The 15,517-nt window shown below is 54.9% G+C and carries 7 protein-coding genes; 2 read left to right on the plus strand and 5 right to left on the minus strand.

What is annotated here, in order from left to right:
- Window positions 1–42 precede the first annotated feature (42 nt).
- The 5 genes from SH292x_RS05245 to fucP form a co-directional block, all read right to left on the minus strand.
- A complete protein-coding gene (locus SH292x_RS05245) occupies window positions 43–3,927 on the minus strand; it encodes a beta strand repeat-containing protein (RefSeq protein WP_442484534.1) in 3,885 nt (1,294 codons plus the stop codon).
- Window positions 3,928–4,623: 696 nt separating this feature from the next.
- Window positions 4,624–6,000: a DUF1501 domain-containing protein gene (locus SH292x_RS05250; RefSeq protein WP_442484535.1), complete on the minus strand. Its 1,377-nt coding sequence runs from the start codon at window positions 5,998–6,000 to the stop codon at window positions 4,624–4,626.
- 66 nt (window positions 6,001–6,066) lie between these two features.
- Window positions 6,067–9,105 (minus strand): PSD1 and planctomycete cytochrome C domain-containing protein, encoded by a 3,039-nt coding sequence (locus SH292x_RS05255; protein WP_442484536.1) that lies wholly within the window; start codon window positions 9,103–9,105, stop codon window positions 6,067–6,069.
- Window positions 9,106–9,391: 286 nt separating this feature from the next.
- The gene (locus SH292x_RS05260) at window positions 9,392–10,594 is read right to left on the minus strand and encodes an L-rhamnose isomerase (protein ID WP_442484537.1); all 1,203 of its coding nucleotides are present in this window, start codon (window positions 10,592–10,594) and stop codon (window positions 9,392–9,394) included.
- Window positions 10,595–10,605: 11 nt separating this feature from the next.
- A complete protein-coding gene (fucP, locus tag SH292x_RS05265; RefSeq protein ID WP_442484538.1) occupies window positions 10,606–12,015 on the minus strand; it encodes an L-fucose:H+ symporter permease in 1,410 nt (469 codons plus the stop codon).
- Window positions 12,016–12,898: 883 nt separating this feature from the next.
- Between fucP and SH292x_RS05270 the strand changes: the two genes are divergently transcribed.
- Complete coding sequence (locus SH292x_RS05270; protein ID WP_442484539.1) at window positions 12,899–14,302, plus strand: hypothetical protein; 1,404 nt, start codon at window positions 12,899–12,901, stop codon at window positions 14,300–14,302.
- A 242-nt stretch (window positions 14,303–14,544) separates the two neighbouring features.
- Window positions 14,545–15,480 (plus strand): helix-turn-helix domain-containing protein, encoded by a 936-nt coding sequence (locus SH292x_RS05275; protein WP_442485848.1) that lies wholly within the window; start codon window positions 14,545–14,547, stop codon window positions 15,478–15,480.
- The last annotated feature ends 37 nt before the right edge of the window (window positions 15,481–15,517 follow it).

A 15,517-nucleotide genomic window follows, 5' to 3' on the forward strand; every position in this document is an offset into this window, starting at 1 on the left:
CAGAACAGCAGTCGCCATTTTGTTGCGACTAGCAACTCACTGTCACCGGCGTAGCGAGATGGCTGTGAGCGAGAAAGCTAGAAGGGACATGAGCATCGTGCTCGGCTCCGGAACGGAGGTGTTCGCTACAGCGGACAAGCTGCCGGTGTTGCCAAAATTAGACTTCCAGATTGTGTAGTCGGCGGCACCAATGGGGCCCGTGAGCGACGGGTCGCGATTGGGGAGTGCAGTATTGCCACCTAAGGAATCACGCCAAACGGTATAGTCTGCAAGGTTTACGAGCCCGTCATTGTTGTAGTCGCCAACCAGGGAGCCGGAGTTAGTGGCTTGCAGAATCAGTTGGGTGGCCGACATGGACAGGCTGAACATGCTTGCCGTTGCTTCACTCAGGGTAATTCCGACAGCACTCAGCGAGGACGCCGTGAGCAGCGTGAAGGATTCAGAGCCGGTGAGCGTAAAGCCTTCGGCCAGTTGCACATCAATGACAGTACCGTCGATATCTGCGGCACCTGTAACCAGCCAGGAGTCAAAAGCGAGATTTCCGGTGCCGGCAATATCGAAGTGGAGGGTGCCCGTGCTGGTGAGACTACCTCCAACGGTCGTGGATCCGGCAGTACCCAAGGTCCCATTGTTGATGATACCGCCACCCGAAGTATTGTGGTTGATGTTTACCAGACCTCCGCCGGTGACGGTGATGTCATTGCCGTTCTGGGCGATCGTGTTGTTAAAGCTCAACTCCGAATCCGCGGCGGCCGAGAACACGGCGTCGTCGGCTAGCTGTACGGCGACCTGGACCTGCGCCACTCCTTGCATAATCTCCACAGATGCACTTCCTGTGTCGGCGTCCAAAGTAACGGTCCCTGGACCCGCGAGGGCAAGTCCTCCGGAAGCGTCAAAGCGGATGCCTTTTACCGTCGTCGCTTGGTTGGTGAAGATGGTGTTACTAGCCGTCAGGTTGTTGCCAAAGACGGCAGTTTGAGTGTTGGCATTGGGGATGGCATTCAGATTCCAATTGGCGCCCACATGCCAATTGCCGGAGTTGCCGTTTGCCCATACCAGCTCCGATGGGCCACTGCCATCATGGAACACCGTGTATTCCAAGGTGTCGGGCGATTCGCCTGACATATTCATGAACAAGTCGCCAGCCGTGAATCCAGACTGAATGGTGCCGGCATTGACATTGAAGTCGGCAGACTCGGAGAGATCCATGGAGAAGTCACTTCCGAGTACCACCTTGACTGCAGTTACATTCAAGCTGCCACCCTGATTAATGGCCGATTGCCCGTTGGTAAGAATCGAGCCGTTAAGCGTGATTACGTTTTGGGCGGCCGTATTGGCAGAGAAATCACCGGGCAAGAAGTCAGGGGGGCCCAAGGCTACGAGGTTGATATCGCCATTGGCACCCGCTCCATCCACTCGGTTGTTAAGTGTATCGATGTCACCGAGAGTCATACTTTTGGCCGTGATATACATCGGGAGACCGCCACCGGCACTACCTGATTTATCGCTGGAAATAATCTTTCCGATGTCGACGTGGCCGAAGGCGGTGATATCGATGGTTGCCTGCTGAGCGTCGTCGCGAGTTAAATCGATCTCGCCCACAGTGAAATTGCCTTGCGAGTTGACAACCAGCGTCATGCTGTCACCGCTTTGCTCGCCTAAGACGGTGATACCGTTGAGGATTCGGCCGGCGTTCGGATTCAAAACGCTGACATCGTTATCATTCATCTCCAAGGTGAAAAACCTGCGAGATTGGTTTCGACTACCGACGTAGGTATCGATTAAGCTCGTTTCGTCTGTAAACGTCAGTCCGCCGTTTCCAGTAAAATTAAAGGTGATGTTATTGCTCACAGAGGAGCCAAACGGATCGCTCAAGAACAGCTGCGAGTTGGAACCGATTATCAGCTCCTGCGGGATGGTATAAACATTGTTCGAAAGGGTGACACCCTGCGCCGCATGGGGATTGTTGATGCCGTCCCACACTTCCAGGCCGCTGACAACAATCTGTGCGTGGCTTGTGGAGGCTGCGATCGACCACGTAGCCACCGCGTAAAGGACCAGGGCCGATGCCCGCCGCGGGCCAGTCTGACAGAGTGTGAAGCGACGATTTCGCCAACCGAAGTAACCCAGGATTCCGGCTAGCAGCACGGCGACCGAGGAGGGTTCCGGCACTGTTACGAGCGTAAGCTGCGTAGAGCTGGCAACTAGCCGGAACATGCTCGCCGCCGAGCCTGAGAGCGTTAGACCTTCAGCGGACAGTGTGTCCGCAGTCAGCAAGACGAACTCTTGCCCAATTGCCGGCATGAACCCATCCGCCAGGTCCACGATCAGCGAGCCGCCACCGATATCGGCCAGTCCCGCGATTGCAAAACTTGGAGCTTGGTCGTTACCAGAGATTTCAGCGACCAACGAGCCGACGCTTACCAAGTCGCCGCCAAAGTCTGTGGCACTCAAGGTCGATAGCGATCCTGTAACAAGGACGTTTCCGTTTATGACGGCATTGTTGAGATTCACTGTCCCATCGCCGGCGATGGTGAGCGTGTTGCCGTTTAGGTCCACAACATTGTTGACATCGAGCTGGGCGCCGCTAGCAGCTGTGAACACAGCATTGGACTGGACAGAGAGGGGAAGTTGGATTTGATGGCTTCCTTGGAGAGCCTCAATCTCGGCATTGCCTGTAGCTGCTTCGAGCGTCAGAGTATCGACGCCACCGATAGCTACTGTGCTGGAGGTGTTGAACTGAACCTTCTTCACCGTCGTTGCTGAGTTCATGTAGATGGTTTGGGATTCCGTAATGGCCGATCCGAAGACCGCCGTTTGTGTCGATGAGCCAGGAGTGGAGGCTGGCGTCCAGTTACCATCGACTCGCCAGTTACCCGAAGCATTATTCGCCCATTCGAGCACGGGGGGGCCCACGCCGTCATGAAACACATTGAACAGCACTTGGTCGGGCGTCTCTGATGACATGTTCATGAACGTGTCAGCTTGAGTGAAGCCCGGCTGCTCGCGACCCGTATTGACGGTGAACTCACCATTCTCTGAGAGGTCGAGGTCAAAGGTGTTGGCAAGAACCACCTTTGCGGCGGTGAGGCTCAAATTTCCACCGGGATTCGATGCTGCCGGAGAATTGTTGTTGATCGCGCCCTTGAGCGTTATCGAATTGACTGCCACAAAGTTGGAATTGAACTCGCCTGGCGAATAAGCAGGAGCACCAAGAGCTGTTAAGAGAATTTCGCCGCTATCTCCTGAGCCATCTGGGCGGAACGAGCGGGCGTCGACGTTGCCCACCTCAATCGAACCGGCGGTTATGGTGATCGCACCTGCCGAACCACCGCCGGCTGAATAGTCCGTAGTGTTCATGCTACCGATGTTAACGTGTCCGGCCGCCACGATATCGATTTTGGAACTCTGTGCGTCTGATCGACGCACATCGACATTTCCGATGGTCACATCGCCTTGGCTTCTAACGATGAGAGCCATGGTGTCACCTGATAAACCGTCGTTTACCGTTGCGCCATGCATCACTTGGCCTGGCCCCGAAATGGGGTTGGCATTCATGTTGAGCCTAAATTCACGTGTCGGCAGATTCCGTCCGCCCACGCCGGTGTCGATGATGCTTGTGCTGTCCGCGAAAGTCAGGCCGCCGGTTCCAGTAAAGTTGAACGTGATGGAGTTGCTCGGCCCAGCACCCATCGCCGTATCGCGGAGAAACAAAGTTGCTCCACTTCCGATGATTAACTCTTCGGGGATCGTGTAGGTGTTGTTAGCTAGTGTGACGATTCCGGGATGTGGGTTATTGACACCATCCCAGATTTCGTTGGATGAGATAAGCAACGCCCTTGCGGGATTGCCTAGCAGGCATCCGACAACAACGGAGCAAAATGCCATTAAGACGAGACCACGCCTAGTGCCACGCAGATCATTCATCCGCTTAGTCCTCATGAGTAGATCAAAGAGAAGAAGAGATCGACACACTATCCCGCGTTCGGAATCGAAAACAGGAGGAGTCGCCGCCTTGGCGAACTGGGTCGCTAGTGTCATGAACCGTAAGTCGCATTCTACTTGTGTTGCAATGCAATTCCAAAGATTAAGATGCCCAGGGTTGAGACACGTGGTTGCCAAGCTCGCTAGCTAAGACGGCTCATCGAGAATGCATCAGCGATTGAACAACACGTTTCATTCGCTCGAGGCGCTAGAAGTGCGTATAGGGTATAGTAAGCAACTTCATGGAGGCCGCATGCCACGTGTTGAGACACGCTCTAGACCCGGCTTTGGATCTTTTTCCCTGGAATTGAGGGTTCAATATCGCCGAAGTGATCGCCCGCCGTTGCTTGAGTTAAGACTCTTGCTTAGACCGACTGGTACACAGGCCGTTCCGCGGAGTGCCACTGCACGTTGGCCGATCCTGGAAGCAATAGTGTTTCATTTCCACTAGCTATTGCCTCCGACTCGGAACGCGATGCCGAACTCAATGCGGCAAGCCGCTGTGCGGGTGAGCGTCGCGTGCCGCTTAGTTAGCCAAGAGCATGTGGCAACGCGGTTGGAGTAGCCCCGCTGATGAATCGAAGTCCATCGCGGAATGCGTGGCCGTTCTTGACGCACTCGCTGAATGAGGAGCACAGTTCAAGCGAGGATTTCGCGGATTACCCGCCGCGGTTCGACGCCTGTGAGACGGAAATCGAGCCCCTGACGGGAGAAGGTCAGTTGCTCGTGGTTAATACCGAGGCAATGCAACGCCGTGGCCAAGACGTCGTGAATGTGCACGGATGACTCCACGGGATGGAATCCAAACTCATCGGTAGCACCAAAAGTGATCCCGGGACGAATTCCCCCGCCTGCCATCCACATGGAGAAGGCCTGGGGGTGATGGTCGCGGCCAAGTTTTCTTCCGAGTGCGAGATTCGCTTCAACCATTGGTGTCCGACCGAACTCGCCACCCCAGATCACAAGCGTCTCGTCGAGTAGCCCGCGTGCCTTTAAGTCCTTGATCAGAGCCGCGCTCGCCCGGTCGGTTTGCTCTGCATTGTCTCTCACATTGCCTTCGACATCCGAATGGGCATCCCATCCTTCATGGAAAATGCTAACGAAGCGAACGCCTCGTTCTACCATTCGCCTCGCTAGTAGACAGGCGCGGGCGAATGAGGGCTTACTGGGATCGCAGCCATACATCTCAAGTGTGGCAGCGCTCTCATTGGCCAAGTTTGTTAAGTTCGGCGCGGATACCTGGAGTTGAGCCGCCATTTCGAACGAGGCAATTCGTGTCGCAATTTCAGGATCGCCAGTCTCTCGAAGACGGTGCCGATTCAGCGACTCAATGAGATGGTACGTATCCGCCTGTAGACGCTCGTCCACACCCGCCGGATTCGAGAGATTGAGAATCGGATCGCCATTGGCTCTCAGTTGGACGCCCGACAGGCTCGTGGGCATAAAGCCGCTGGACCACAGGGAGGCTCCTCCAGTAACGCCTCCAGCCGTGCTCATGACGACGTAAGAGGGCAGCTGGTTTGTTTCGGTACCCAAGCCGTAGAGCACCCACGATCCTAACGATGGCCTACCGGGCTGCGCGAATCCGGTGCTGAGAAAGATCTGGGCGGGGGCGTGATTGAATTGGTCAGTGTGTACTGCTCGCAATATACAGATGTCATCGACGACTTCTGCCAGATGGGGGAGGGCAGAGGAAAGCTCGCCTCCTGACTTCCCATTTTTCGCAAACTTGAATCGTGGTCCTAGCACCGCAGCATCCGGCCGAATGAAGGCATAGCGCTGGTCGCCAATTACCGACGGCGGCAGCGACGTGCCTTCTAAGCGAGCTAGTTCCGGTTTGTAGTCGAATAACTCGAATTGGCTCGGTGCCCCGGCCATGAAGAGATGAATTACGCGTTTAGCTTTTCCTGAAAAGTGCGGAAGGGGTCGCACTGCCGTTGTTTGTGGATGGGCCGTAGCTTTCGACGGGTTTCCGCCTGCAAGCAAACCGGCGAGCGCTGTGCTACCAAAGCCCAAACCGGCGTTGGTTAGAAACTGCCGCCTGCACAACTGCAAGCCTGGGTTTCGGGGATCACGCATACTTTAGTTCCTCGTTAGAAACTCATCTAGGCTTAGCAGAGCACGAGCAAGAGTGGTCCACACAGCGACTTCAGATGCGTTCGCAGGTGCACCCGCTATCGCCGCGGTATTCAATGTTTCTTCGCTGATGCGCCGCCTCTGGGCCTCGATAAACTCGCAGATATCTCGCAATTCCGCATCACTAGGGGGGCGAACAAGGACTCGGCGGAACGCGTAGTTGGCTCGTTCAGGATCGTCGCCACTTCGGTTTGCTACTCGCCGACCTAAGTGCTGAGCTGCTTCCAATATCATTGCGTCATTGAGCAGAGTCAGGGCTTGCATCGGTGTATTCGAAATCTGCCGGCGCGCAGTACAAAACTCTCCACTCGGTGAGTCAAATATCTCATACATGGCAAAGGGTGCAACGCGCTTCTTGAAGGTGTAAAGGCTACGTCGATACCTGTCCTCGCCACTGCTTGCCTCCCACGTAAGATTTCCGAAGACCACTTCGGTCACACCTGACGGTTGCGGTGGTCGTACCCCCGGTCCTCCCATTTTGCTCGATAGGATACCTGAAGCATGCAGCGCCGCGTCACGAACCAATTCGCCTGCTAGCCGTGGCCGCGCGGCTCGCGCAAGCCAGCGATTCTCCGGATCGCGCTCCAGATGCTCAACGGAGACCGCGCTCGATTGACGATAGGTAGCACTCATGACCATAAGCTTGTGCATATGTTTGAGCGACCAACCGCTATCGACAAACTCCACTGCGAGCCAGTCAAGCAACTCGGGATGCGATGGAGGATCCGCAAGGACTCCGAAGTCATCGACAGTTCGAACCACGCCGGCACCAAACAGCGCGGCCCACTGTCGATTTACCACCACCCGAGGCGTGATCGCGTTCTCGGGAGACACCAGCCAATACGCAAACCCCAAACGGGTGCGTGGCCAATGTTGATTGAACTTGTGCAGAACACGGGGAACTCCTGGTGTGACAGGATCCGTTGGCTGTAGGAATTCTCCTCGATTATGGATAAAAGTTGTGCGCGGAGCATTTGCGGGACGTTCCTGCATCACTAGGGAGGTTGCCCTTTCTGGCGGTTCGCGTAGCTCGAGCACTTCAGCCGCAGAGTCCTTTAGTTCGGGAGCTGTCAGAAGGAAGTATTCCCAAAGAGCGCGCATCTGCTCAGGAGTTGTTTTGTCAGGCGAGACTGCAAGAGCTTGTTCGACTTCGGGTGGTTGAGCGAGCGCCTTACCGGGATTAGGCGCGGAAGTGTAAGAGAAACGAAAGCGGCCCAACGTACTGGCAAAATGCCGCCCGAAGCTAAGCGTAACTTCGACCGTAGTGGGACCTTGAATCGGTTCGGCTAGGTGGAATATTGCGGTGTGGCGTTTGCCCGATCCCCCTTCGATGGACCAGCCGGTATGGGGGTCGTCGTCCACTGCTAACTGAGCAGACACCTCATGTTGGTACTTGTTTTTTGCGTAACTTTCCGTTGCCTTGGAAACGGTGACCGCAGAGCGGTTGACCTCAATCCTAAGGTCTCTAAGAAAGAAGTCACCTTTGGTTCCCTCGTAGTAGGTCATGCCGGGCCCGCCCCCAGGTAAACTCGGATGCGGTAAGGCTTCGAGGCGAAAAGCCGTGACGTCTGTGCTAGGGAGTTGATAGACGACAGTTATCACATCGTCCTTCGTGGTGTCGCCCGACGCGAGAACGGAGTCGTCGTCCAGGGCAGTTACAGTTGGCAACGTACTTTGCATTTCCTGAGGCGCGAGTCGCACCCAATCAACGCGCGCAGCCCTTTCGGCCACTAGCCAGCGATCAAACTCTCTTCGAGCCCGTAGTGCTGGGGAGGTGCCCTCGCTGTCGGTGGTTTGTGGCCATTTGTTGGGAAGTTCGTCAATTAATTGCTTCGCCCGAGCGAGATTCTGACGCACCTGCTCATCAAGCTGGGGGGCAGCCAATTCCATTTCGGGCTCGTCGGCGTTGTTGAGGAACGCCATGATCTCGTAGTATTCGCGATGGGTGATGGGGTCGTACTTGTGGGTGTGGCATTGTGCACAACCCAGCGTGAGACCAAGCCAAGTAGTTCCCGTCGTCGCTACCCGATCGGTAATCGCTCGAAAGCGGTATTCGAGCGGGTCAATTCCTCCCTCCGCGTTGAGCATCGTATTCCTGTGGAAGCCGGTGGCAATCCGAGATTCTTCACTGGCATCTGGAATTAGGTCACCCGCGATCTGATGGATGGTGAACTTGTCGAACGGCATATCTTGGTTCAGAGCATTGACTACCCAATCGCGGAATGCCCAAATGCTCCTAGGCTCATCCTTTTCGTAACCATTGGTGTCGGCGTAACGAGCCAGATCTAGCCAGTGCATTGCCCACTTCTCGCCGTACTCCGGTCTTGCGAGTAGCGAATCGACCTGCTCCTCGTAGGCGCGATCCATTCCTAGTCGTGCTACCTGTTCTTCGAAAGCTTGCACGTCTTTCGGCAGTGGGGGTAACCCGATCAGGTCGAGCCACAGGCGGCGGAGAAGCACGTCCGCCGAGGCAGCGGGCGAAGGCGATAAGTTGTTTACTTCCATGCGATGCAGCACGAACTGGTCGATTGAAGACTTCGCCCACTCACTCCGGCGAACTTTTGGCAAGTCGCCTCGCCGCGGCGGGACGAGTGACCACAGTTCCATGTATTGAGCGCCTTCCTCAATCCATACCCGCAGCGTTTCAATCTCTTGCGGCTTGAGTACTTTGTGCGAACCGACCGGTGGCATTCGAAGGTCGATCTCTTGTGCGGTGATCCGTTGGTAGAACTCGCTTTGCTCCGCATCTCCCGGCACGATGACGCTCAAGCTGCTGTGTGGCTCATCAAGCCGAAGTTCCGTGGCTCGACTCTCTTCATCAGGTCCATGGCAAGCAAAGCACTTCGAAGAAAGTATCGGCCGGACATCTCTATTGAAGTCGAGGACCTCCTTAGCAGTCCCCTTCGAAGCCAACGGGGACAATAGTAGGCATGCAACTACCTTCACCAGCGCGAGTATCACGAAATGGCAAGATGAAATCTGCATATCACTTCTTCTCAGACCTTGGGATACGCTTGCGCTGCTAGATCATCGAGAACAATTCAGGCGGTAGCTATTTAAATGCCCGCCGCCGTTTTCGAACGTCATGCTCTCGATCGGAAGAGCAACTAAATCAAGCTACTTCATTCGCCCACCCATGGCAATAAAATGCCACCAATCGAGTCCGTGCGAAGGAGCAAAGTACGAGCTGCAAGTCGCTGCGATGCAGGTGCGAAGTACTTGCCCGACAACGAGCGCGAATCGACAGGTGGCTGCAGGCAGCTTTAGAAGCTCAAACGAAGCAGACAGTCTGCTTAATGCCCATTTCTTCCCGGCGGCGGCGACGATCCCGCGCGGCGTCCTGGGCGTATCCGCTAGCGCGATGCTCCGCTAGGGGGTCGGCCCCCAAACCACGACCTCGCCTCCATTCGGCAATGGCGCCAGTCACGTCGGTGTTGAAGGCTTTCTTCAATACTTCCTCGGCATCTACGATCTGACCTTTAGATTGATGTTTCGATAGTTCTTCATGATTCACCAACGCGGCCTTGGCGTACAATTGCTGCGCGGTGGTGACGGTTTGAAGCATGGCTTCGATCTTCGGCTTAATATTGTGGCATTGATCGACCACGTAGGAGATCTCGGGGTACGCGCCCCCTTGATCCGCAGCGTATCCATGAATCTCGTGAAAGATCCGGAATATCTGATAGGGATCGATGGAGCCTAGCGTCAGGTCGTCGTCCGCGTATCGACGATCGTTGAAGTGAAAGCCCCCTAGCATCTTCTCGTCGAGGAGCCAGGCAACGATCTGCTCTATGTTCTGCGACAAATAATGATGCCCTGTGTCGACGAGCACCTTGGCTCGGGGCCCAGCGGCCTTAGCCAAAAGGTAAGCCATCCCCCAGTCTGCAATATCGGTGTGGTAGAAGGCCGGCTCGAACGGTTTATACTCGACGAGTAAACGCTGATTCTCATCTAGGTGGTTATGGCACTCCTGCAAAGCCTGGGTGAAGTGCCTTTTTCGATTCCGGATGTTGTCTTGTCCTGGATAGTTCGTCCCATCGGGAAACCATAGCGAGAGAAGCTTGCTATTGACGCGTCGTGCAATATCGATCGCGTCAATCGCATGGCTTATTGCCATCTGGCGGACTGCTGGATCAGGCGACGCGAAGGATCCGAGCATGTACTCTTGGCTCTGGAACAGCGTAGGATTCACTGCCCCGATACACACCCCATGGCGATGGGCTTCGAGCGCGACCTCGGCTGGATCGCTATCTGGAGTGAAATCCCAGAGCGCATGGACGGCCACCGTTGGGCAGCACCCAGTTAACGCGTGCACATGCCCGGCATCGGCAAGCTTGTCGGCCGTATTAATGGCCGCCGCATCTTGGAAAAACTTACCGAATCTGGTGCCGGTGTCCGAAAAGCCCCACGAGGGAGTTTCGATGCAAAAATGGTCCAACGCCGCATGGACGCGGCTGACTTGATGTTCGTTCATGGGGATACCTGTCAATTAAAAGAGTTAGCTTCGCCTGGCTCCCGATTCGCTAGAAAGGTTACCAGGAAGCCATAGCACGCAATAACGACGAAACAGCCGAAGGGCAGGAGGAACGACGCACGTACGGCGTCAACGGTTTCTCCCAGCAGTTCTACGGTGCCCAGGTCAATGACGCTTCCTTGCGCGAATGGCAGTATTGCGCCACCCACGATTGCAAAAGTTTGGCCAGCGGCACCGAGCTTAGCTTCTTCGGTGTTTAGGCCTTTCAATGCGATTCCGTAGATCGTTGGAAACATGATGGACATGCAGGCCGAGATAGCAACGAGTGAGTACATGCCGGCCATTCCTTCGAGGAATACGGCGCCGGAGCTGAATGCCATACCGCCTACGGCTAGTAAAGTAAGAAGTGCGTGTGCCGAGATGTACTTTAGGCAGGCTGTGCCTAAGAACCGGCACGATAAATAAAGGAGCATGGCACAGATATTGTAATACTGTGCCTCTGAAGCACTCATGCCCAGTAGTGTCACGCCATAGTGGATGATGAATGTCCAGCTCATGATCTGCACACCCACATAGAAAGCTTGCGCAATGACTCCGCCGATGTAGCGAGCACTGAGCAGGCCTCCTAACGTCGAGACTAAGCTCTGACGTGGTACGGTGACATCGCCATTCGGTAATCGCAAGAACGTAAACAGCACCATTAGCAATCCCGCGGCACCCGCCAACCCCACGTAGGGCCACTTGATCAATGACAAGTCATGCGACTGCAGTTCCCGGTGCTCCTGTGGTCGGTTGTCTCGGAAGCTTTCAAGCGCGTCTGTGATTCGAACATCCGCTTCGCTAGGCAGTAAGGATGCATAGCTAGGGTTTTCTTGGACTTCCTTCGCCCTAAATTCCTCCACATTCAGATAGGGAAGTATCAAGGCCCCGCACACAAGCATTCCACTAAGGGAACCGATGGGATTGAATGCGGCAGCCAGATTCAGCCGGCGAGTCGCAGTCGAGGCGGGTCCCATTGATAGCACGCAGGGGTACGCGCTCGTCTCGATGAAGGCGAGGCCGAACGATAGGACGTAGATGGCCACTAGGAATAGCGAGAAGTCGCGATAGAGGCTCGCTGGCACAAACAGCATGTTTCCAACTGCAAATAGGAATAGCCCGACAGCGATCCCCGCGTTGTAGGACCTCCATCGAACTAGGAGCGCGGCAGGGATGGCCATCGTCGCGTAGCCACCATAAAAAGCTGTCTGGACGAGACTGCTCTGCGCGTTACTGAGGAGAAAGATGTCCTTAAACGCTTTGACCAATGGGTTCGTCACATCGTTTGCAAATCCCCAAAGCGCAAACAGAAAAGTCACCAGCACGAACGGATAGAGGTACTTGCGCGGCACCAGCGAATCGGACTGAAACGAGGCATCCATAGGGCCTGCTATCGACGGAGAATTGAGGAGTACCAGGACGAGAAGAGGCCGCCATGACCTGTAGCTTGCAAGGTAACGTCGTGCAATTGTGGCGCGAAGTGATTTGGCTCAAAGACAGGCCAATTAGTCCGGGCGAGTTTTGTTAAAGCAGTCATATTGTGCAGTATCCTGCAAGAAAATCACTCTGTGGGCGTGGCTCATTTCGTGTTACTCGGAATATTGCTTGCACGCTGAAACACTTTAGCGATTGCCTTGGTACCCATTGGTCTGGCACGCACGGATCAAGCCTCTCGTCAGCCGTTGCCAGAGGTAACCGTGTACCACTTGTTGGCACGCGTGAAACCATTCGGGACGACAGCGTTCAGCACGAATGTTCGACGTGCCCTCGTAAGAGCTGCGGGAGACGCGATGAAGTGAATGAATACTGTGGTCGTTTACATGCACTTCAGACGTGAGGCGCTCAACATGCGATACCTTTTCCTCGAAATGAGAAGCCCACGTACTACTTTGCCTAGGTGAGATGCCACAGGTAGTCGGTGGGTGTTGGGGTGCGAGCCGCTCTTTAGAACAGCTTGCCAGAAGCGGAGGTGATCGCAGGGTTCATAGTCTTCGGCCTCTACACCGATGTGTTTGGGGTGGCCTAAATCGTGGCATGCGAACTCACGCGAGCATTGGGGCGCGAGTCTGGAAGGTCATCGTCGAGCCAGTATTAAAAGGCTCCTGACGTGATTGATATCGGGCGCGATCGCGACCTAATTCGTGGCGTATTGCATGTTGCAATCGGACGAAACCGCTGCTAACTTCAAGAGGGCCGTGTTAGTGGCGGATCGGCTCGAAGGGGAGACTTTCACGGACTCCTGGCAACTTTTCACAGGTGTTACTTATGTTTGTTTCTACCCGCGGCTTTGAACAGCGCGTAGCAATCACCGTATTGGTTTCTCTTAAGGTCGTCGTAGTGTGGTGCGGTGGGCTGGGGGGGTGGCAAGCTTTCGCTGGCGTTCCGGTTGACCGCTTCGATTCGATTCAGGAAGCGATTGACAAGAATCCTGGCCGAGTTGTGACTCTCGATGGCGGTGTGCACGAGATCGATCAGCCGCTACGTTTTACTACCAATAACAGCGGGTTGGATGGAGATGGTGTCGTCGTTCAGCGCAACCCTAACGAGCCTGTGGTTGTGGTGGCAGATGCGGAGCACGTCCGTATTGCCCATGTGACCCTTTCGCGTCCAGAAGACACCGACCGTGCAACGGCGAGTGCCGTGCTGGTGGCCCGCAGTAGTGCTGTTACGCTCGATGATCTTCGAGTCCTCAACAATAAATCACAGAGTGCTGCCGTTGGTTTCGACGAATGCCAGCATTGTACGATCAGGGATTGCGAGGTGGTGAACTATAAGTGCATTGGCGTCGATGATCGGACAGCCAATCCGATGCTTGGGTATGCATTCAACTGCATTGACGGGACCGGAATAGCTGTAAGGCGAAGCCAAAGTATGAGTATTCGATCTAATCGAGTCATCGAACGAGTAATCCGTCCAACCCGTGAGAACCAGGAAAAGTACGACCTGGGAAGGCTTACCGAAGGGAGTCATCCAACCGAACTGGGAGAGTTGGGGCGACGTGCGGTGAAAGATAATTACACCAATAATTGGCATCAAGGTTCAGCGATTTTCGTGGGAGATCCGTCTAACACAAAGCATGTGCATATCGTCGACAACTACATCGAAAATGCCGCCCAGGGGGTGGATATGCATTGCGACCAATCAGTTTGCGCTCGAAATATCATCTGTGGTGCAATGATCGGCCTAAAGGCTACTCATGGGGCTCGCAACCTTGTGCTTGCCAATAACATTGTGTCGCGTGCCGATCTGTGGGGCATCCTGCTGAATCCTGGTGCCGGCTCACATTATGGCGAACTCGATGAAGATGCTGAGCAAGTCTCGAACGTTGACGGTGGGACTGCTATTGCTAACAACGTTATCACCGAAATGGGCTATGGGGATGATTACTGGCACTACGGTGGCGCCCAGGACGATCGTGGATCAACTTACGCCATTGCACTTCAGGCTGCACAGTTGCCGTCGAACCCACCCCTTCGCAACGTGCTGATCCAAGGTAACGTGGTTTACGACGTTCAAAGTGAGGTGCAGCAGTCCTCGGCCAGGAAGCCTAATTATCGCTTCGCGGTACACGTAGAATCGAGCGAGCCGCAGCCGATCAACATTACCTTTTCGGGAAACTCGTTCGCTCCGGGAGCCGACGGTATATCCAACATTGAAATAGCGCAGTAACTCTTCCGCAGGAGTCGTGCAACGACTGCTGAAGGAAGACGTTGGGCTCCATCGGCAATCTTGAGTTGGGCCGACCTTTTTGCGACCTTACTCGCGCATGCTGGGGCAAGGGGCAGTTGGACGGTGGCAGGGAGGCGACTGGCGTGCAACCTCGCCACTCTGGTCCGTGTCCATGCAAAGTCATTACCAATTGCCGTGTAAATCCAATTACCCATAACACGTAGAACTGATCTTTCGTGCCTATGTTAGGCTCACAAAATCAAACTGAGTCAATCTGTCATTATCTGCCAGTGACATCCGCCGATGTGGAATGGGGGGGGTACGTCGTGGGCGCGGGGCGTCATCGTTGCCAACCTGGCGAAGTGTATCCGCCAGAAGAGCACCCGACCCTCTATCATTATTCTTGGCGAACTGGACGAACATTACCCGAGTACCGTATTACCCTCGTTAGTAATGGTGGAGGGACCTTTGAATCGGAGGCGGTTGGGTCGGTGCAAATTGAAGGTGCCGCGCTGCTACTCGTTTTTCCCAACGAATGGCATCGCTACAAGCCGAGCAAAACGACCGGCTGGACCGAGCGGTGGGTAAGCGCAAACGGTACCCAATTCCATCGACTCTATCAGACGTACAATGTCCTGCCGACGTTCGCTTACTTTCCGCTACTTCCAAGCTTAGTTCCGGAGATGCAAGCGAGGTTTGACGATTTTCTGCAACGTATTCATTCCCGTCCGGCGCAGAATTCACGACTGCTCTCGCTGCATGCGCTCTCGCTGTTTGGCGACTTACTTCAGCCACTGATTGAGTCGAATTACGTCGAGGGAAAGTCGATTGCGCCCATGCAAAAGATCGACGATCCAACGGTACTCGCCGCCCTCGAGTATATATGGACTAGAAGTCATTGCCCGCTTTCCGTCCATGACGTTGCGAAGCAGCTAACGGTTAGTCGACGGACGCTGGATCGAAAGTTTGCAATCGTAATCGGGCATTCAGTCCTCGATGAGATTAATTACTGTCGGCTCGGGAGGGCCAAAAGACTGCTTCGGGAGACCGACTTACCAGTGAAGGCGATTGCCCATATGGCAGGCTTTGGGAGCCGGGAGGGCATGCGCATCGCGTTCCGCACGTTCATTAATACCAGTCCGAGGCAGTGGCGAGCTACGGCGAGAATGCAATCGTGAACTGAGTATGGTGGGATAGTGGCTTAACTAACCAAAG

Origin of the sequence: Aeoliella fuhlenseeensis, from assembly GCF_052161615.1 — a bacterium.
Classification (GTDB): domain Bacteria; phylum Planctomycetota; class Planctomycetia; order Pirellulales; family Lacipirellulaceae; genus Aeoliella.